General features: G+C 71.6%; 16 protein-coding genes. 5 read left to right on the top strand and 11 right to left on the bottom strand.

Annotation, left to right across the window (positions count from 1 at the left end; all coding sequences use genetic code 11):
* Positions 1–22 precede the first annotated feature (22 nt).
* The gene (locus tag ACIRSU_RS24510) at positions 23–463 is read right to left on the bottom strand and encodes a hypothetical protein (RefSeq protein WP_403795829.1); all 441 of its coding nucleotides are present in this window, start codon (positions 461–463) and stop codon (positions 23–25) included.
* Between the two features lie 162 nt (positions 464–625).
* Positions 626–1,780 carry an adenosine deaminase gene (locus ACIRSU_RS24505; RefSeq protein ID WP_403795826.1) on the bottom strand — a complete coding sequence of 385 codons (1,155 nt, stop codon included), beginning with the start codon at positions 1,778–1,780 and terminating at the stop codon, positions 626–628.
* Positions 1,781–1,873: 93 nt separating this feature from the next.
* Here ACIRSU_RS24505 and ACIRSU_RS24500 point away from each other — a divergent pair, with 93 nt between their 5' ends.
* Both ACIRSU_RS24500 and ACIRSU_RS24495 read left to right on the top strand, forming a co-directional pair.
* The gene (locus ACIRSU_RS24500; RefSeq protein WP_403795823.1) at positions 1,874–2,650 is read left to right on the top strand and encodes a GNAT family N-acetyltransferase; all 777 of its coding nucleotides are present in this window, start codon (positions 1,874–1,876) and stop codon (positions 2,648–2,650) included.
* A gap of 100 nt (positions 2,651–2,750) precedes the next feature.
* Positions 2,751–3,524 (top strand): alpha/beta hydrolase, encoded by a 774-nt coding sequence (locus ACIRSU_RS24495; RefSeq protein WP_403795820.1) that lies wholly within the window; start codon positions 2,751–2,753, stop codon positions 3,522–3,524.
* Positions 3,525–3,602: 78 nt separating this feature from the next.
* Here the strand turns inward: ACIRSU_RS24495 and ACIRSU_RS24490 are convergent, their stop codons facing one another.
* Positions 3,603–4,556, bottom strand: coding sequence for a LysR family transcriptional regulator (locus ACIRSU_RS24490; protein WP_403795817.1), 954 nt, complete (start codon positions 4,554–4,556; stop codon positions 3,603–3,605).
* Between the two features lie 62 nt (positions 4,557–4,618).
* On the opposite strand from ACIRSU_RS24490, the gene ACIRSU_RS24485 reads away from it, so the two are divergent.
* The 3 genes from ACIRSU_RS24485 to ACIRSU_RS24475 all read left to right on the top strand — a co-directional run bounded on the left by ACIRSU_RS24485 (position 4,619) and on the right by ACIRSU_RS24475 (position 7,815).
* Positions 4,619–5,914, top strand: a complete 1,296-nt coding sequence (locus tag ACIRSU_RS24485; RefSeq protein ID WP_403795814.1) for an MFS transporter — start codon at positions 4,619–4,621, stop codon at positions 5,912–5,914.
* Positions 5,915–6,002: 88 nt separating this feature from the next.
* Positions 6,003–6,737 (top strand): L,D-transpeptidase, encoded by a 735-nt coding sequence (locus ACIRSU_RS24480; protein ID WP_403795812.1) that lies wholly within the window; start codon positions 6,003–6,005, stop codon positions 6,735–6,737.
* Between the two features lie 103 nt (positions 6,738–6,840).
* Complete coding sequence (locus tag ACIRSU_RS24475; RefSeq protein ID WP_403795809.1) at positions 6,841–7,815, top strand: sigma-70 family RNA polymerase sigma factor; 975 nt, start codon at positions 6,841–6,843, stop codon at positions 7,813–7,815.
* Positions 7,816–7,827: 12 nt separating this feature from the next.
* On the opposite strand, the gene ACIRSU_RS24470 is transcribed toward ACIRSU_RS24475, so the two are convergent.
* The 8 genes from ACIRSU_RS24470 to ACIRSU_RS24435 all read right to left on the bottom strand — a co-directional run bounded on the left by ACIRSU_RS24470 (position 7,828) and on the right by ACIRSU_RS24435 (position 16,753).
* Positions 7,828–8,130 (bottom strand): STAS domain-containing protein, encoded by a 303-nt coding sequence (locus ACIRSU_RS24470; protein WP_403795807.1) that lies wholly within the window; start codon positions 8,128–8,130, stop codon positions 7,828–7,830.
* Positions 8,131–8,195: 65 nt separating this feature from the next.
* Complete coding sequence (locus ACIRSU_RS24465) at positions 8,196–9,473, bottom strand: thymidine phosphorylase (protein WP_403795805.1); 1,278 nt, start codon at positions 9,471–9,473, stop codon at positions 8,196–8,198.
* A gap of 84 nt (positions 9,474–9,557) precedes the next feature.
* Positions 9,558–9,959 carry a cytidine deaminase gene (locus ACIRSU_RS24460; protein ID WP_403795802.1) on the bottom strand — a complete coding sequence of 134 codons (402 nt, stop codon included), beginning with the start codon at positions 9,957–9,959 and terminating at the stop codon, positions 9,558–9,560.
* Positions 9,956–11,218, bottom strand: a complete 1,263-nt coding sequence (locus ACIRSU_RS24455) for an ABC transporter permease (protein ID WP_403795799.1) — start codon at positions 11,216–11,218, stop codon at positions 9,956–9,958. Before ACIRSU_RS24455 ends, ACIRSU_RS24460 begins: the two co-directional genes overlap by 4 nt.
* Positions 11,215–12,333: an ABC transporter permease gene (locus ACIRSU_RS24450; RefSeq protein ID WP_403795797.1), complete on the bottom strand. Its 1,119-nt coding sequence runs from the start codon at positions 12,331–12,333 to the stop codon at positions 11,215–11,217. The genes ACIRSU_RS24455 and ACIRSU_RS24450 overlap by 4 nt, the downstream gene beginning before the upstream one ends.
* Positions 12,330–13,970, bottom strand: a complete 1,641-nt coding sequence (locus ACIRSU_RS24445; protein WP_403796473.1) for an ABC transporter ATP-binding protein — start codon at positions 13,968–13,970, stop codon at positions 12,330–12,332. The genes ACIRSU_RS24450 and ACIRSU_RS24445 overlap by 4 nt, the downstream gene beginning before the upstream one ends.
* Positions 13,971–14,162: 192 nt before the next feature.
* Positions 14,163–15,218 carry a BMP family protein gene (locus ACIRSU_RS24440; protein ID WP_403795795.1) on the bottom strand — a complete coding sequence of 352 codons (1,056 nt, stop codon included), beginning with the start codon at positions 15,216–15,218 and terminating at the stop codon, positions 14,163–14,165.
* Between the two features lie 302 nt (positions 15,219–15,520).
* Entirely contained in the window at positions 15,521–16,753 is a 1,233-nt protein-coding gene (locus tag ACIRSU_RS24435) for an amidohydrolase (protein ID WP_403795792.1), read from the bottom strand.
* Between the last annotated feature and the right edge of the window lie 102 nt (positions 16,754–16,855).

The following is a 16,855-nucleotide window of genomic DNA, read 5'->3' as shown; positions in this document are numbered from 1 at the left end:
GTGCCTGCGGTCAGCGCGCCGCTTACAGCGGCAGGCCGCCGGTCAGGCCGCCGAGGCCGCCCACCGGCAGGCCGTTCAGCGGCAGGCCGCCGAGGAGGCCGGTCGCGCCCTGGAGCGGGGTGGCGGCGAGGCCGCTCTTGGCGCCGTCCAGCGGCAGGTTCGACGCCTGCTTCTGCACCTCGCCCGGGAGGTTCTGGGCCTGGTCGACCGCGCCGGGCACGGCGTTGACGGCCTGCTCCGCGCCGCTGCCGACGGCGGTCTCGCCGCCGGCCAGGGCCGCGTCGGTGCCCGCGGGCAGCTCGGTGACGTCCTCGCCGACCGGGACGGTGTTGGTGACCAGGCCCAGCGCGTCCGGGCCGGCCGGCTCCGGGGCGGGGGCGGCGGAGGCCGTGCCGGCGGCAGCGGCGGCGAAAGCGGCACCCAGGACGGCGACACCGAGCTTCTTGGCGGCGGACTGCTTCATCAGAAAATCTTCCTCGGGAATCTCGGGGATCACGGGGCGGGGAATTCGGGGAATGCGGAGCGGCTACGCAACCTAACGAGCGAACGCCCCGTCCGCAAACACCGAAATGCGGCCGGGCGTGGTGCGCCCGGCCGCTCCGATGATCGTCCCGGAGGCCCTCGCTCAGCCGGTCGGGCGGGAAGACTCGCTGGTGGTGGCGGTCTGCTGGAACAGCCATTCGGACTTCAGCTCGGCATATCCCGGCTTGATGACGTCATTGATCATGGCGAGTCGTTCATCGAAAGGAATGAACGCTGATTTCATCGCATTGACCGTGAACCACGCCATGTCGTCGAGCGTGTAACCGAATGCCTCGACCAGGAATTCGAATTCCTTGCTCATGCTGGTGCCGCTCATGAGCCGGTTGTCGGTGTTGACCGTCGCCCGGAAGTGCAGCTTGCGGAGCAGCCCGATGGGGTGCTCCGCGTACGAGGCGGCGGCACCGGTCTGGAGGTTGGAGGTCGGGCACATCTCCAGCGGGATCCGCTTGTCGCGGACGTACGCGGCGAGCCGGCCGAGGCTGACCGAGCCGTCCGCGGCGACCTCGATGTCGTCGATGATCCGCACGCCGTGGCCGAGCCGGTCCGCGCCGCACCACTGGAGCGCCTGCCAGATCGACGGCAGGCCGAACGCCTCGCCCGCGTGGATCGTGAAGTGGTTGTTCTCCCGCTTCAGGTACTCGAAGGCGTCGAGGTGGCGGGTGGGCGGGAAGCCGGCCTCGGCGCCCGCGATGTCGAAGCCGACGACGCCGGAGTCGCGGTAGCGGTTGGCGAGTTCGGCGATCTCCAGGGCGCGGGCGGCGTGCCGCATCGCGGTCAGCAGGGCGCCGACCCGGATCCGGTGGCCGTTCGCCCTGGCCTGCCGCTCGCCCTCGCGGAAGCCCTCGTTGACGGCCTCGACGACCTCTTCGAGGGTGAGACCGCCCTCCAGGTGCTGCTCGGGGGCGTAGCGCACCTCGGCGTAGACGACGCCGTCCTCGGCGAGGTCGACCGCGCACTCGGCGGCGACGCGGACCAGCGCCTCGCGGGTCTGCATGACGGCGCAGGTGTGCGCGAAGGTCTCCAGATAGCGCTCCAGCGAACCGGAGTCGGCCGCCTCGCGGAACCAGATGCCGAGCTTGTCGGGCTCGGTCTCCGGGAGCGCGTCATAGCCCTGGGCCCGGGCGAGTTCGATGATCGTGCCGGGGCGCAGCCCGCCGTCGAGGTGGTCGTGCAGCAGCACCTTCGGGGCGCGGCGGATCTGGTCCACGGTAGGGGTGGTGGGGATCTGGCTCGTCATTTCGGCACTGTAGCGCCTACGCGCGTAGAGCGCGCCTCTTCGGCACCTGAATTCTCGGTGCGGAACCCGAGCCCCACCGCCTAGCCTGCGGGTATGCCCCTCGACGACTCCGCCGACCTCGAACTGCGCCGCATCCACACCTTCCTGTCCGCGTTCAGCCGCCGACAGTCCGAGCGGACCATCGACTTCCCCGGCGGCTTCGCCGCGCTGAACGACACGTACGCGCTCTCCCGCGGCGACAACCACGTCCTGGTGGACGGCGACCCCGATCCCGAGGCCCTGCCCGCCCTGGTCGACACGGTCCTGGCCGCGCTGCCGCACCGCGCCGTCTACATCCCCGACGAGACCGTCGCCGCCGCCTGCGCCGGCCCGCTCGCCCACGCCGGCTACACCCGCCAGACCGTCGTCGTCATGGTCCACCGCGGCCCCCTGCCGGAACTCGGCGGCGCCCGCGAGGTCGGGCTGCCGGCCCTGCGCGGCCCGCTCGCCGAGAGCTGGCGCCGCTTCCTCCCCGACGTCTCGGACGAGGTGATCCACGACCTGGTGGAGCGCCGCACCGCCCGGCTGCGCGGCGCCGACGACGTCCGCTTCCTCGCCTCCCACGACGAGTTCGGCCAGGTCGCCTCCTGGGCCGACCTCTACCTCGACCCCGCCACCGGCATCGCCCAGATCGAGGACCTCGTCACCGCCGAGCCGTATCTCGGCCAGGGCCACGCGGGCGTGGTCCTGGACACCGCACTGCGCTCGGCCGCCGCCGCGGGCTGCCGGACCGTCTTCCTGATGGCGCTCGCCGACGACTGGCCGCGCCACTGGTACGAGCGCCGCGGCTTCGTCGCGCTGGGCGAGGTGCAGTGCTTCGAACGCGCCTAGCAAGGCCCGTACGCACGCCGGGTGTTCGCTCAGCGGACGATACGTAACAGAGACCGCGCGTACGGCTGTCGTACACCTCGCCTTCTGAGACTGTTCCGTTATGACGCACAACGCACTCGTGGCACCGGCCGGCACCCGGACACCCCGGCTCGGTCGGCCCGTCGGAGCGACGCAGACGGTCACCGAGGTCGGCGGGGTGGTCCTGCTGCTGCCGGACGGCGAGGCCGTGTCGTCGCGCGGGCCGTCGGCGTGGGCGCGCGCGACGGCGCTGCCGCTCGGGCGGGCGCTGGGACGGGCGGGACGGGGCGAGGGGCTTGTCGCGCACGTGGTGCGCTACCGCGGCCGGGGGTGGAACGGTCCGGACGCGCAGCTCGCGGCGGACGCGTCGTGGGCGGTCGCCGAGGCGGTGCGGCGGTACGGGGACGTGCCGGTGTGCCTGGCCGGGCGCGGGATGGGGGCGCGGGCGGCGCTGCACGCGGCCGGGCACGCGGCGGTGACGGCGGTCCTGGCGGTCGCGCCGTGGCTGCCGGAGGACGACCGGGCGGCCGAGCCCGAGCCCGTACGGCAGTTGGTGGGGCGCCGGGTGCTGCTCGTGCACGGGACGAACGACGCGCGGACGGATCCGGAGCTGTCGTACCGGTACGCCGAGCGGGCCAAGAAGTCGAACCGGGACACCTGCCGCTTCGAGGTGCACGCGGACGGGCACGCGCTGCGGCAGTACCAGGACGAAGTGCACGCCCTGGCGGCCGACTTCGTGCTCTCCTCGCTGTTCGGGCGGCCGCAGAGCCGGCCGCTCGCCGACGCGATGGCGGCGCCGCCGCCGCTGGGGCTGCGGATGCCGCTCGCCGCGGGGTTCGGCTGTTCGCGGCGGTAGCCCGGCCCCGGTGCCTCGCTCCGGCGGCTCGCTCGGGCGGCTCGCTCCGGGTTCACTCCGGTGGTTCACTCAGGTGGTTCACTCCGGCAGCAGGCTGCCCCGCTTGCTCAGCAGGAACTTCTTGAAGGCGGCCACCGGCGGGGTGTCCGGGTGGCCGTCGAGCCAGGCCACGCCGATCTCGCGGACCGCGCGCGGCGAGGTCACGCCGAGTTCGACGACGCCGGGCCGGGCCACGGCCGGGGGCGGCAGGAGGGCGACGCCGAGACCGGCGGCGACCAGGCCGCGGAGGGTCTCGGCCTCCTCGCCCTCGAAGGCGACACGCGGCTTGAAGCCGGCCTGCGCGCACAGGTCGTCGGTGATCCGGCGCAGCCCGTAGCCGGGTTCGAGGGTCACGAAGGTCTCGTCGGCGGCCTCGGCGAGCCGGATCCGCTTGCGGGAGGCGAGCCGGTGGTCGTCGGGGACGACGAGCCGCAGCCGCTGTTCGTCGAGGCGGCGGCCGACGAGGTCGGGCGCGTCGGGCACGGGCGAGGTGAGGCAGAGGTCGAGCTCGCCGGAGCGGAGCCGTTCGATCATGGCCTCGCCGTAGTTCTGCACCAGGGTGAAGCGGACCCTGGGGTGGTCGACGCGGAAGGCGCGGATGAGCCCGGGCACGGTCTCGGAGCCCATGGTGTGCAGGAAGCCGAAGGCGATCCGGCCGGCGGTGGGGTCGGCGTCGGCGCGTACGGTGTCGGCGGCGCGCTCGACCTCGGCGAGGGCGCGCTCGGCGGCGCCGAGGAAGCGGCGGCCGGCGGCGGTGAGCGAGACCGTGCGGCCGCGGCGGGCGAACAGGGCGACGCCGAGGTCCTCTTCGAGCCGGACCATGGCCCGCGACAGCGTCGACTGCGGCACGCCCATCTCCTGCGCGGCCCTGGTCACGTGCTCGTGCCGGGCGACGGCGGCGAAGTACGCGAGCCGTGGCGCGAGCAGCAGTCCCATGTCTTCTTCGTTACTGTTCGGTGACAGCCGATGCTGTGACCTGTACTCATGCATCACGGGAACGATTACAGCAGTTCCGTGCATTGGACGCATGAAACGGGGCGGCCTACGTTCGAGGCATGCCTTCCGCCAGTACCGAGGCGGCCGCCACCCGCGCGGTCGCCGACACAAGCCTTCCCGCCGAAGACTCCCGGCTCGCCCCCGGCCGCCCCGGCTACCGCCGGATGAGCCTGGCGCTGTTCGCCGCCGGAGTGGCCACCTTCGCCCTCCTCTACTCCACCCAGGCCCTCCTTCCGGCCGTCTCGGCCGAGTTCGGCGCCACCGCGTCGGCCGCCTCCTGGACGGTCTCCGCCGCGACCGGCGCGCTCGCCCTGTGCGTCCTCCCGCTCAGCGCACTGTCCGAGCGCTTCGGACGCCGCTCGATGATGACGGCCTCGCTCGCGGTCGCCGTCGCCGTCGGTCTGCTCGTCCCGCTCGCCCCGAACCTGGACTGGCTCGTCGCGCTGCGCGCGGTGCAGGGCGCCGCGCTGGCCGGTGTGCCGGCCTCGGCGATGGCGTTCCTGGCCGAGGAGGTGCGGCCGAAGGCGCTGGTCGCCGCGATCGGCCTGTTCGTGGCGGGCAACTCCATCGGCGGCATGAGCGGCCGGATCGTCACCGGCTGGGTGGCCCAGCTGTGGGGCTGGCGGGCGGGCCTGGCGGCCGTCGGCCTGATGGCCGTGGGCTGCGCGATCGCCTTCCGCGTGCTCATCCCGAAGGCCCGGCACTTCACGCCCGGCACGCTGAACCCGCGGCTGCTCGCGCGGACCGTGCGCGGTCACCTCGCGGACCCGCTGCTCGTGCGGCTCTACGCGATCGGCGCGCTGTTCATGACGGTCTTCGGCGCCGTCTACACGGTGATCGGCTACCGGCTCGTCGAGGCTCCGTTCTCGCTGCCGCAGGGCGTGGTCGGCTCGATCTTCCTGGTCTACCTGGTCGGTACGGTCTCCTCCGCGGCGGCCGGCAGGCTCGTCGGCCGGCTCGGCCGGCGCGGCGCGCTCTACCTGGCGGTCTCCACGACGGCGACCGGGCTGCTGCTCTCGCTCGCCGGCGCGCTGCCCGCGGTCCTCGCGGGACTGGTCCTGATCACCGCCGGCTTCTTCGCCGGGCACGCGGTCGCCTCCTCCTCGGTGAGCCGTACCGCGAAGACGGGCCGCGCGCAGGCATCGGCGCTCTACCAGTCGGCGTACTACCTGGGCAGCAGCGCGGGCGGCACGCTCGGCGCGGTCGCCTTCCACGCGGGCGGCTGGGCCGGCACGGTCGTGATCGGCCTGGTGGCGGTGCTCGGCGTCGTGTCGATCACGCTGTACGGGACGCACAGCGCGCGCGTCGAGGCGCGGCGCGACCGGCAGCGGCAGCATCGGCTCGCGGCGGCCTGACCCTCCGCGCTCGGGCCGTTACGGCACTGCAACCGTTCGGCTCCCCCGAGAGTCTTAAGTTCCAGGACTCAAGGGGGAGTTGACGATCATGAGCGCGAATCGGAGCACCACCCGGGACACCCGCCGGAGCGCCGCCCGCAGCAGGGCGGGCGTCGGCCTCGCGGTGACGTCCCTGGTCGTGCCGCTGACGGTGGCCCTCGGCGCCGCCCCGGCGCAGGCGGCGACGTACTGCAACACGACGACCGGCCCGTACCAGAAGCAGGTGGAGAAGTTCCTCGGCCGGCCCGTCGACGGGCGCCAGTCGCTCACCGACTGCCGGGCGATCCAGGCGTTCCAGCAGAAGCACGGGATCCTGCCGTCGGCGGGCTACGCCGGTGTGGTCACCTGGCGCACCATGTCGACGATGCTCGCGCAGCGGGCCGCCGGCACCAACCCGAACCGCGAGGGCAGGTGTCCGACCGACAAGGGCCGGATCGCCTGCGTCGACCTGACCCGCCAGCTCAGCTGGATCCAGGACGGCGCCCGCCTCAAGTACGGCCCGGTGCCGGTGCGCACGGGCCGGGACGGCGCGGAGACCCGTACCGGCGCGAAGAAGATCTACTGGCGCCACATCAACCACTGGTCGACGCTCTACCACGTGTCGATGCCGTACTCGCAGTTCTTCGACGGCGGGCAGGCCTTCCACTCGACCACCAAGTCCATGTGGAACCCGCCGGGTTCGGGCGGCTGCGTCAACATGCGGCCGGCGGACGCGAAGGCGTACTGGAACCTGCTGCGGACGGGCGACGACGTGTTCGTGTACGGGCGCAAGCCGGGCACGTGACGGCCGCCTGAGCCGAATCGGTCGCGGTTGTCAGTGGCCCGCGATAGCTTCCCCTCATCGGCGTCGAACGGGCGCCGGTGAGGTGGCGAGCGGGGTGGACGCGATGGCCATGACGACCGGCGGCGTGAAGTCGGACGACCTGGAGAAGTACCGCACGGAGCTGACCGGTTACTGCTACCGGATGCTGGGCTCCGCCTTCGAGGCGGAGGACGCGGTGCAGGACACCATGGTGCGCGCCTGGCGCTCGCTCGACTCCTTCGAGGGGCGCTCGTCGCTGCGGTCCTGGCTGTACCGGATCGCGACCAACGTGTGTCTGGACGCGCTGAGCGCGGGCAACCGGCGGGCCCGGCCGATGGATCTGACGGACCCGACGCCGGTGGCGCAGGCCCGGCTCAACGAGCGCCCGGAGATCACCTGGCTGGAGCCGGTGCCGGACGGCCGGGTGCTGCCGTCGGTGGCCGACCCGGCGGAGACGGCGGTGTCGCGGGAGACCGTGCGGCTCGCGTTCGTGGCGGCGCTGCAGCACCTGCCGCCGAAGCAGCGGGCGGTGCTGATCCTGCGCGAGGTGCTGGCCTGGAAGGCGGCCGAGGTCGCCGAGCTGCTCGGCCTGACCGTCGCCTCGGTCAACAGCGCCCTGCAGCGGGCCCGCGCGACCATCGCCGAGCAGGCGCCGGCCAGCTCGGACGCGGCGGACCCGCTGGACGAGGAGCAGAAGGCGCTCCTGGACCGCTACGTGGTGGCCTTCGAGGGTTACGACATGCAGGCCCTCACGGCCCTCCTCCACGAGGACGCGACGATGTCCATGCCGCCGTACGACCTGTGGCTGCGCGGCCACGAGGACATCGTGGGCTGGATGCTGGGCGTCGGCGAGGTGTGCCGCGGCTCCCGGCTGGTGCCGGCCGTGGCGAACGGCCAGCCGGCCTTCGCGCACTACCACCCGGACCCGGAGGGCGGCTTCGCCCCGTGGGCCCTGATCGTGCTCCAGGTGCACGACGGGAAGATCGGCGGGATGGACTTCTTCCTGGACACCAAGCGCTGGTTCCCGCTGTTCGACCTCCCGGACCGGCTGGAGGCCTGACCCTGGTACGGCTCACAGCAGGTCCCCGAGCCCGACGAGGTCGAGGACTCCCCGCAGCTCGGGCCCGGCGCCCCTGAACTCCAGCCGGTGCCCGCGCCGCCGCGCGGCGAGCCGCAGCCGGGCGACGGCGTCGACGGCCGCGAGACCGGCCCGGTCGAGCCCGCCGACATCACAGACGACGACGGCGGGCTCGGCGGCGTCGAGCAGCGCGCAGAGCCGCCCGACGTCGTCGGGGGCGGGCCGGGCGGGCAGCCGCAGTTCGAGAGTGCGCGAGGTGTCCACAGCATGGGGACCGCCGGCGTGCCCGGAACTCATCGCACGGCATGGTGAAGGGGGCCGGTGGGTGTCCACCGGCCCCCTTCCCACGAAGACGCGCACGGCTACGCGATGCGGTCCAGCACGATCGGGTTCGGCGTGAACGGCGTGCCCGCCGGGGCGATGTCCCAGGCCGCCGTCAGGGACTTGAGCGCGTAGTCGAACTTCTCCGGGGTGTCCGTGTGCAGGGTGAGCAGCGGCTGGCCCGCCGTCACCGTGTCGCCCGGCTTCGCGTGGAGTTCGACGCCCGCGCCGGCCTGGACCGGGTCCTCCTTGCGGGCGCGGCCGGCGCCGAGGCGCCAGGCGGCGATGCCGATGTCGTAGGCGTCGAGGCGGGTGAGGACGCCGGAGGACGGGGCGGTCACGACGTGCTGCTCGCGGGCGACCGGGAGGGTGGCGTCCGGGTCGCCGCCCTGGGCGGCGATCATGCGGCGCCAGGCGTCCATGGCGGAGCCGTCGGCAAGGGCCTTGGCCGGGTCGGCGTCCTTGATGCCGGCGGCGTCGAGCATCTCGCGGGCCAGGGCGACGGTGAGCTCGACGACGTCGGCGGGGCCGCCGCCCGCGAGGACCTCGACGGACTCGCGGACTTCGAGGGCGTTGCCGGCGGTGAGGCCGAGCGGGGTGGACATGTCGGTGAGCAGGGCCACGGTCTTGACGCCGCTGTCGGTGCCGAGCGCCACCATGGTGGAGGCGAGCTCGCGGGCGTCCTCGATGTTCTTCATGAAGGCGCCGGTGCCGACCTTGACGTCGAGGACCAGGGAGCCGGTGCCCTCGGCGATCTTCTTCGACATGATCGAGGAGGCGATCAGCGGGATGGCCTCGACCGTGCCGGTGACGTCGCGCAGCGCGTAGAGCTTCTTGTCCGCCGGGGCCAGGCCGTCGCCGGCCGCGCAGATGACCGCGCCGGTGGTGTCGAGGACGTGCAGCATCTCCTCGTTGGAGAGCAGCGCGCGCCAGCCGGGGATGGACTCCAGCTTGTCGAGGGTGCCGCCGGTGTGGCCGAGACCGCGGCCGGAGAGCTGCGGGACGGCCGCGCCGCAGGCGGCGACGAGCGGGGCGAGCGGCAGGGTGATCTTGTCGCCGACGCCGCCGGTGGAGTGCTTGTCCGCGGTCGGCCGGGACAGCGAGGAGAAGTCCATGCGCTCGCCGGAGGCGATCATGGCCGCGGTCCAGCGGGCGATCTCGTCGCGGTTCATTCCGTTCAGCAGGATCGCCATGGCCAGGGCGGACATCTGCTCGTCGGCGACCTCCCCGCGGGTGTAGGCGTCGATGACCCAGTCGATCTGCTCGGGGCTCAGCTCGCCCTTGTCCCGCTTCGTGCGGATGACGGAGATGACGTCCATGTGGTGATGCCTCTTTCTACGCGCATAGAGGAGCTAGAGGAGAAGGCGGCCCTTCCATCCTGCCGGAAGGGCCGCCCGCGTGTGCTACTGCTTCAGGTGGTCCGGGCCGAAGGCCTGCGGGAGCATCTCCGCCAGCGTCGTGACCCCGGCCGGCGTCTCCATGACGAGTTCGGGGCCCCCGAACTCGTAGAGCAGCTGCCGGCACCGGCCGCACGGCACCAGGGACTCGCCCCGGCCGTCGACGCACACGAAGTGCGTGAGCCGTCCGCCGCCGGTCGCCTGGAGCTGCGAGACCAGTCCGCACTCGGCGCACAGGCCGAGGCCGAACGAGGCGTTCTCCACGTTGCAGCCGGAGACCACCCGCCCGTCGTCGACGAGCGCCGCCGCGCCGACCGGGAAGCCGGAGTACGGGGCGTAGGCGTGGGACATCGCCTCCCGCGCCGTCGTGCGCAGCAGCTCCCAGTCGGCCTCGGACAAGGGCGTCACTTGCCCTGGCCCTTCTGGTACGGCAGGCCGTCCGCCTTCGGCATCCGCAGCCGCTGCGCCGACAGGGCCAGCACGAGCAGCGTGGTGACGTACGGAGCGGCGTCGACGAACTGGCTCGGGACCTCGTCGGTGAACGCGTACCAGAGGAAGAAGCCGGCCGAGAAGACGGCGGCGAGCGCGGCCGAGACGTACTTCTTCTTGTACAGCTGCCACACCACGGCGATCACCAGCAGCAGGGCCACGAGCAGCAGCAGCGCGTGCACGTTGGTGGCGCCGCCGCGCAGCTTGAGGCTGTCGGTGAAGCCGAACAGGCCGGCGCCCATGGCCATGCCGCCCGGCATCCAGTTGCCGAAGATCATCGCGGCGAGACCGATGTAACCGCGGCCGCCGGTCTGGCCCTCCTGGTAGATGCCGGTGGAGACGATCGCGAGGAACGCGCCACCGAGGCCGGCGAGGCCGCCCGACACCGCCACGGCGATGTACTTGTACTTGTAGACGTTGACGCCCAGGGACTCGGCCGCGACCGGGTTCTCACCGCAGGACCGCAGCCGCAGGCCGAAGGCCGTACGCCACAGCAGCCACCAGGTGGCCGGGATCAGCAGGACGGCGACGACGGTCAGCAGCGACAGGTTGGTGACCAGGCCGCCGATGATGCCGGCGATGTCCGAGATCAGGAACCAGTGCTTCTGCTGGAGGTCCTGCAGCCAGTCCGAGAGTCCCGGGATGGTGATGTCGGTGATCTGGTCGATGCGCGGGGACTGCTTGGCGGAGCCGCCCTCGGCCTCGGCGAACGTGAACTTCGACAGGTACTTCGTGAAGCCGAGCGCCAGGATGTTGATCGCCACACCGGAGACGATGTGGTTCACGTTGAAGGTGACCGTGATGATCGCGTGCAGCAGACCGCCGAGCGCGCCGCCGAGGATGCCGACGACGACACCCGTCCACGGGCCCCACTGGTAGCCGGCCCAGGCGCCGAACCAGGTGCCGAGGATCATCATGCCTTCGAGGCCGATGTTGACGACGCCCGCGCGCTCGGACCACAGACCGCCGAGACCGGCCATGGCGATCGGCACGGCGAGCTGGAGCGCGCCGGAGACCTGGCCGACCGAGGTGAGGTCGTCGGCGCCGGACACGACCCGGACGAAGGAGAAGAGGACGAGAGCGGCCGCCACGATCAGCAGGATCCAGGGCCAGGTCAGCTTGCGGCGCGCGGCCTTCTTGGGCGCGGCGCTCGGCTTGGCGACGGTGCCGGTGCTCATGCCGCCACCTCCTTGTCGGTCTTGATGGCGCCGCCGGCGGCCAGCTGCTCGCCGACCTTCTGCTGCTGGCGGCGGAGGCCGTAACGGCGGACGAGCTCGTAGGAGACGACCACGGCGATCACGATGATGCCCTGCATGATCTGCGTGATCTCCTTCGGGTACCCGTTGGTGTCCAGCGAGGAGGACGCCTTCTCCAGGAACGCGAAGAGGAGGGACGAGAAGAGGATGCCGACCGGGTGGTTGCGGCCGAGCAGGGCGATGGCGATGGCGGTGAAGCCGACGCCGACCGGGAAGTCGAGGCTGTACGTGTGGGTCTCGCCGAGCAGCGTCGGCATGCCGGACAGACCGGCGAGGCCACCCGAGATCAGCATCGCGGTGAGGATCATCCTCTTGGCGTCGACACCGCTGGCCTGGGCGGCGGACTCGCTGGCGCCGGTGGCGCGCAGGTCGAAGCCGAACTTGGTGCGGTTGAGGACGAACCAGTAGACGACGCCGAGCGCGAGCGCGACGAAGGTGAAGCCGTAGATGACGCCGTTGCCCTCGCCCATGTCGATGCCGGGGAACCAGCCGGACTCGGGGATGTCACCGGTGGTGAGGTTGTTGGAGCCGGGCGGCTGGACACCCCAGTTCTTCGGCAGGATCAGCCAGGCCACCAGCGAGGTCGTGATGGCGTTCAGCATGATCGTCGAGACGACCTCGGAGACGCCGCGGGTGGTCTTCAGGATGGCCGCGATGCCGGCCCAGAAGGCACCGACGAGGATCGCGACGAGCACGATCAGCAGGATGTGCAGCGGACCGGGCAGGGACACGGAGGCACCGACGACGGCCGACACCATCGCCGCGAGGCGGTACTGGCCGTCGACGCCGATGTTGAAGAGGTTCATCCGGAAGCCGATGGCCACGGCCAGCGACGCCAGGTAGTAGATGCCGGTCTGGTTGACGATCAGCACCTGGATGTCGGAGTACCCGGCGTTCTCGATCATCAGCCGGATCGGCTCGATCGGGTCGAGGCCCGTGGCGAGCAGCACCAGCACGGTGAGCACGAAGGAGGAGACCAGCGCGAGCACCGGGCCCGCGGCCCCGATGAGCAGCTTGTCCTTGTCGATCTTCATCATCGGGCGTCACCGTCTTCGGGGTGCTGGTCGTTGCCCTCGAGGCGGCCGGTGGCGGCGCCGGTCATGGCGGAGCCCAGCTCCTCGGGCGTGATGGTGGCGGGGTCGGCGTCGGCCACGAGCTTGCCGCGGTACATGACCCGGAGGGTGTCGGACAGGCCGATGAGCTCGTCGAGGTCGGCGGAGATCAGCAGCACGGCCAGGCCCTCGCGGCGGGCGTCGCGGATGGCGTCCCAGATCTGCGCCTGCGCGCCGACGTCCACACCACGGGTGGGGTGGGCGGCGATCAGGAACTTGGGGGCGTGGCTCATCTCGCGGCCGACGATCAGCTTCTGCTGGTTGCCGCCGGACAGCGAGGCGGCGGTGACGTCGATGCCGGGGGTGCGGACGTCGTACTCGCGCACGATCCGCTCGGTGTCCTTGCGGGCGGCCTTCGGGTCGAGGATGCCGCGCTTGGAGTTGGGCTTCTCGGTGACATGGCCGAGGATGCGGTTCTCCCAGAGCGGGGCTTCGAGCAGCAGGCCGTGGCGGTGGCGGTCCTCGGGGATGTAGCCGATGCCGCCCTCGCGGCGCTTGCGCACCGAGACCTTGGAGATGTCGACGCCGTCCAGGGTGATGACGCCCGCGTCGGGGGCGTTCATGCCCATCAGGGCCTCGATGAGCTCGGTCTGGCCGTTGCCCTCGACGCCGGCGATGCCCAGGATCTCGCCCTTGTGGATGGTGAGGGAGATGTCGTCGAGCAGCTTGCGCCCGGCGACCGGCTCCTCGTGCATCGTGGCGGACTGGGAGGGGTCCGCGGGGGCCGCGGTGGTCACCGGGGCGGCGGCCGCGGCGCCGGCCTCGGTCAGCGTGAGGCCCTGCACCTTGAGCATCGGGACGTCCGTCACCGTCGACTCGCGGGTCTCCGGGGAGGGCAGCTCGGTGCCGACCATCAGCTCGGCGAGCTGCTTGGTGGTGGCGGTCTTCGGGTCGGCGGTGCCGACGGTGGTGCCGCGGCGGATGACGGTGATGTCGTCCGCGACCTTCAGGACCTCGCCCAGCTTGTGCGAGATGAAGATGACCGTGAGGCCCTCGGACTTGAGCTCGCGCAGGTTGTCGAAGAGCGCGTCGACCTCCTGCGGGACGAGCACGGCGGTCGGCTCGTCGAGGATCAGGATCCGGGCGCCGCGGTAGAGGACCTTGAGGATCTCCACGCGCTGCCGGTCGGCGACGCCGAGGTCCTCGACGAGGACGTCGGGGCGGACGCCGAGGCCGTACGCGTCGGAGATCTCCTGGATCTTCCTGCGGGCCTTGGCACCGATGCCGTGGAGCTTCTCGCCGCCGAGGACGACGTTCTCCAGGACGGTGAGGTTGTCGGCGAGCATGAAGTGCTGGTGCACCATGCCGATGCCGCGCGCGATGGCGTCACCGGGGCTGGAGAAGGAGCACTGCTCGCCGTCGATGGCGATGGTGCCCTCGTCCGGCTTCTGCATGCCGTAGAGGATCTTCATCAGGGTCGACTTGCCGGCACCGTTCTCACCGATGAGGGCGTGAACGGTGCCCTTCCGGACGGTGATGTCGATGTCCTTGTTGGCGACGACGCCGGGGAAGCGCTTGGTGATGCCGTGGAGTTCTACGGCAGGGGGGCTGGACGCGTTGATGGCGCACTCTCCTTGGCCGAAAGGAGTGGGAGCGGAGGGCAGGGCGGGGCGAAGCTATCGTGCCGCTGGGACATCTACACGCGTAGCACTGCCGAAAATTGAAAACCCGTACGGGAAATGGGGCCGGGGCCCGGCTCCGGTGGACTGCCACCGTCGCCGGGCCCGCGGGCCCGGGTCGTGACCTGGGTGCCGTTACGGCGTGGTCTTGACCGTGATCTTGCCGTCGATGATCGCCTGCTTCGCCTTGTTCACGGCGGCGATGAGGTCGGTCATCTTCTGGTACGCCGGGTTGGAGTCGGCCAGGCCGACGCCGTCCGTCGCGAGGCCGTAGCGGACCTCACCGGTCTGCGGCTTGCCGTCCTTGACCGACTTGATCAGGTTGAAGACGGAGCCCTGGACGTTCTTGGTGACGGACGTCAGGATGTGGTCCTTGTACTGGGCCAGACCCTTCTGGTTGTACTGGTCCGAGTCGACGCCGATGGCCCACTTGCCGGCGGTGGCGGTGGCCTCGATCGAGCCGGAGCCGGCCAGACCGGCGGCGGCGTAGATCACGTCGGCGCCCTTGTCGAGCTGGCCCTGCGCGGCGGCCTTGCCGAGGTCGGGCTTCGAGAAGCCGTCGAAGTTCGGCGGCTGGGTCAGGTACTGGGTGAGCACCTTCGCCTTGGGGTTGGTGTCCTTGACGCCCTGGGTGAAGCCCGCCTCGAACTTCTTGATCAGCGGAACCTCGACACCGCCGATGAAGCCGACCGTGCCGGTCTTGGACGCCTTGGCGGCGGCGACGCCGGCCAGGTAGGAGCCCTGCTCCTCGTTGAAGACGAGGTTGGCGATGTTCGGGCCGGTCTGCGACGTGTCGTCGATCAGGCCGAAGGTGGTCTTCGGGAAGGACTTGGAGACCTTCGCGATGGCCGGCGCGTACGAGAAGCCGACGCCGATGACCGGGTTGTTCCCGGCGCGGGCCAGGGCGGTCAGGCGCTGCACCTTGTCGGCGTCGCTCTCACCCTGCGACGGCTCGGCCTCGGCACCCTTGGCGCCGAGCTCCTTCTCCGCCTGCTGCAGACCCGCGTAGGCGGCGTCGTTGAAGGACTGGTCGCCACGGCCGCCGATGTCGTAGGCGATGGCGGCCTTGACCTGGCCGGAGGCCGAGGGGTTGCTGGAGCCCGAGGTGGAGGACTTGCCGCACGCGGTGGCGGTAAGCGCGAGCGCCGCGGAGGCGATGCCCACGGTGGTGATCCTGGTGATCCGGCGCAAGAGGAGGGTCCCTTCAAGACTGACCGAAAGCGCCTCTTCCGGCGCTGGTTTCGCGGCGATCGTAACGCGCGTAGATGTCAGTTAAAGACCCGTTCATGAGTCGTTATCGGATCGACGCGAACCGGCCAGGACGGACACCCCCGGCATCCGCCCCGATACGGCCCGTCATACACGCTGGTACGGCCCCAGGGGCCAGGCACCGGAGGGACACGCCGGGCGCTGGGCCGGACGGGTGAACGGCGCCCGGCCCCGCATTAAGTCGTACTTAAGTCCGGAATTCGACGTTTCCGCGCGCGCCCTCGTCAGTGCTTCGGGGCCGCGTCGATGAGGGCCGCGGCGGTGAAGAGCTCCACGGCGACCGCGATGGCCCTTTCGTCGACGTCGAAGTCGCCCGCGTGCAGGTCGCGGACCCGGGTGTCGCCGGGCGTGCGGACGCCGAGCCGGGCCATGGCGCCGGGGACGTGCTCCAGGTACCAGGAGAAGTCCTCGCCGCCCAGGGACTGCTCGGTGTCCTCGACGGCGTACGGGCCGCGCCGGGCGCTCATCGCGTCGCGCAGCAGCTCGGTGACGACCGGGTCGTTGACGACCGGCGGGACACCGCGCACGTAGTCGACGGTCGACTTGGCCCGGTGCAGGGTCGCGATCTCGTCGATGGCCGCGTGCACCAGGTCCGGGGCGTCGCGCCAGGACGGCAGGTCGAGGCAGCGGACGGTGCCGGAGAGCGCGGCGGCCTGCGGGATGACGTTGGGGGCGTGACCGGCCTCGATACGGCCCCAGGTGACCGACATGCCGGAGCGGGCGTCGACCCGGCGGGCGAGCACGGCGGGCACGTCGACGGCGACGCGGGCGGCGGCGGTGACCAGGTCGGTGGTCAGGTGCGGGCGGGCGGTGTGGCCGCCGGGCCCGTCGAGGGTGACCTCCAGGCGGTCGCAGGCGGAGGTGATCGGGCCGGCCCGCAGCCCGATCTTCCCGGCGTCGACGCGGGGGTCGCAGTGCACGGCGATGATCCGCCCGACGCCGTCCAGAACACCGTTCTCGATGGCGTCGGCGGCGCCGCCGGGCAGCACCTCCTCGGCGGGCTGGAAGATCAGCCGTACCGCCGCGGGGAGGCGGCCCTGGCGGTCGAGCTCGGCGAGCACGAGACCGGCGCCCAGGGTGGCGGTGGTGTGGACGTCGTGGCCGCAGGCGTGCGCGCGGTTGGGCTCGGTGGAACGGTACGGGACGGTCTTGACGTCCGGGATGGGCAGCGCGTCGAGGTCACCGCGGATCGCCAGCATGGGCCGCGCGCGGTCCCAGGTCCCGATGTCGCAGACGAGCCCGGTGCCGGAGGGGAGCACTCTGGGGCGCAGCCCGGCCGCCTCCAGGCGGGCCTTGAGCACGGCGGTGGTGCGGAACTCCTGGTTGCCGAGCTCGGGGTGCATGTGCAAATCCCGGCGGAACGCGATCAGTTCGGCACGCAGGGTTTCGGACAGCGTTCCGGGCAGGGCTGCGGGCGCCGCGTCGGGGCCGGGCTCACGGGACTTCAACTGGTTCACCTTTTGAAGGGTAAGGCCCTTCATAGATCAACTGGCCCTTGATCACGAAAAGTTCAGCCCGATAGGGGAAAGAAATCGCGTTCTCCGTGCATGGGGGTCCCC

Origin of the sequence: Streptomyces sp. NPDC101160, assembly GCF_044768205.1 — a bacterium.
In the GTDB taxonomy this organism is placed as follows: Bacteria; Actinomycetota; Actinomycetes; order Streptomycetales; family Streptomycetaceae; genus Streptomyces.
This window is presented reverse-complemented; position numbering and strand designations above follow the sequence as displayed.

What these genes read in the sequence shown, in the direction of transcription:
- ACIRSU_RS24510 (WP_403795829.1), bottom strand. Translation starts at nt 463, where the DNA reads ATGAAGCAGTCCGCCGCCAAGAAGCTCGGTGTCGCCGTCCTGGGTGCC.
- ACIRSU_RS24505 (WP_403795826.1), bottom strand. Translation starts at nt 1,780, where the DNA reads ATGACGAGCCAGATCCCCACCACCCCTACCGTGGACCAGATCCGCCGC.
- ACIRSU_RS24500 (WP_403795823.1), top strand. Translation starts at nt 1,874, where the DNA reads ATGCCCCTCGACGACTCCGCCGACCTCGAACTGCGCCGCATCCACACC.
- ACIRSU_RS24495 (WP_403795820.1), top strand. Translation starts at nt 2,751, where the DNA reads ATGACGCACAACGCACTCGTGGCACCGGCCGGCACCCGGACACCCCGG.
- ACIRSU_RS24485 (WP_403795814.1), top strand. Translation starts at nt 4,619, where the DNA reads ATGCCTTCCGCCAGTACCGAGGCGGCCGCCACCCGCGCGGTCGCCGAC.
- ACIRSU_RS24480 (WP_403795812.1), top strand. Translation starts at nt 6,003, where the DNA reads ATGAGCGCGAATCGGAGCACCACCCGGGACACCCGCCGGAGCGCCGCC.
- ACIRSU_RS24475 (WP_403795809.1), top strand. Translation starts at nt 6,841, where the DNA reads ATGGCCATGACGACCGGCGGCGTGAAGTCGGACGACCTGGAGAAGTAC.
- ACIRSU_RS24470 (WP_403795807.1), bottom strand. Translation starts at nt 8,130, where the DNA reads ATGAGTTCCGGGCACGCCGGCGGTCCCCATGCTGTGGACACCTCGCGC.
- ACIRSU_RS24465 (WP_403795805.1), bottom strand. Translation starts at nt 9,473, where the DNA reads ATGGACGTCATCTCCGTCATCCGCACGAAGCGGGACAAGGGCGAGCTG.
- ACIRSU_RS24455 (WP_403795799.1), bottom strand. Translation starts at nt 11,218, where the DNA reads ATGAGCACCGGCACCGTCGCCAAGCCGAGCGCCGCGCCCAAGAAGGCC.
- ACIRSU_RS24450 (WP_403795797.1), bottom strand. Translation starts at nt 12,333, where the DNA reads ATGATGAAGATCGACAAGGACAAGCTGCTCATCGGGGCCGCGGGCCCG.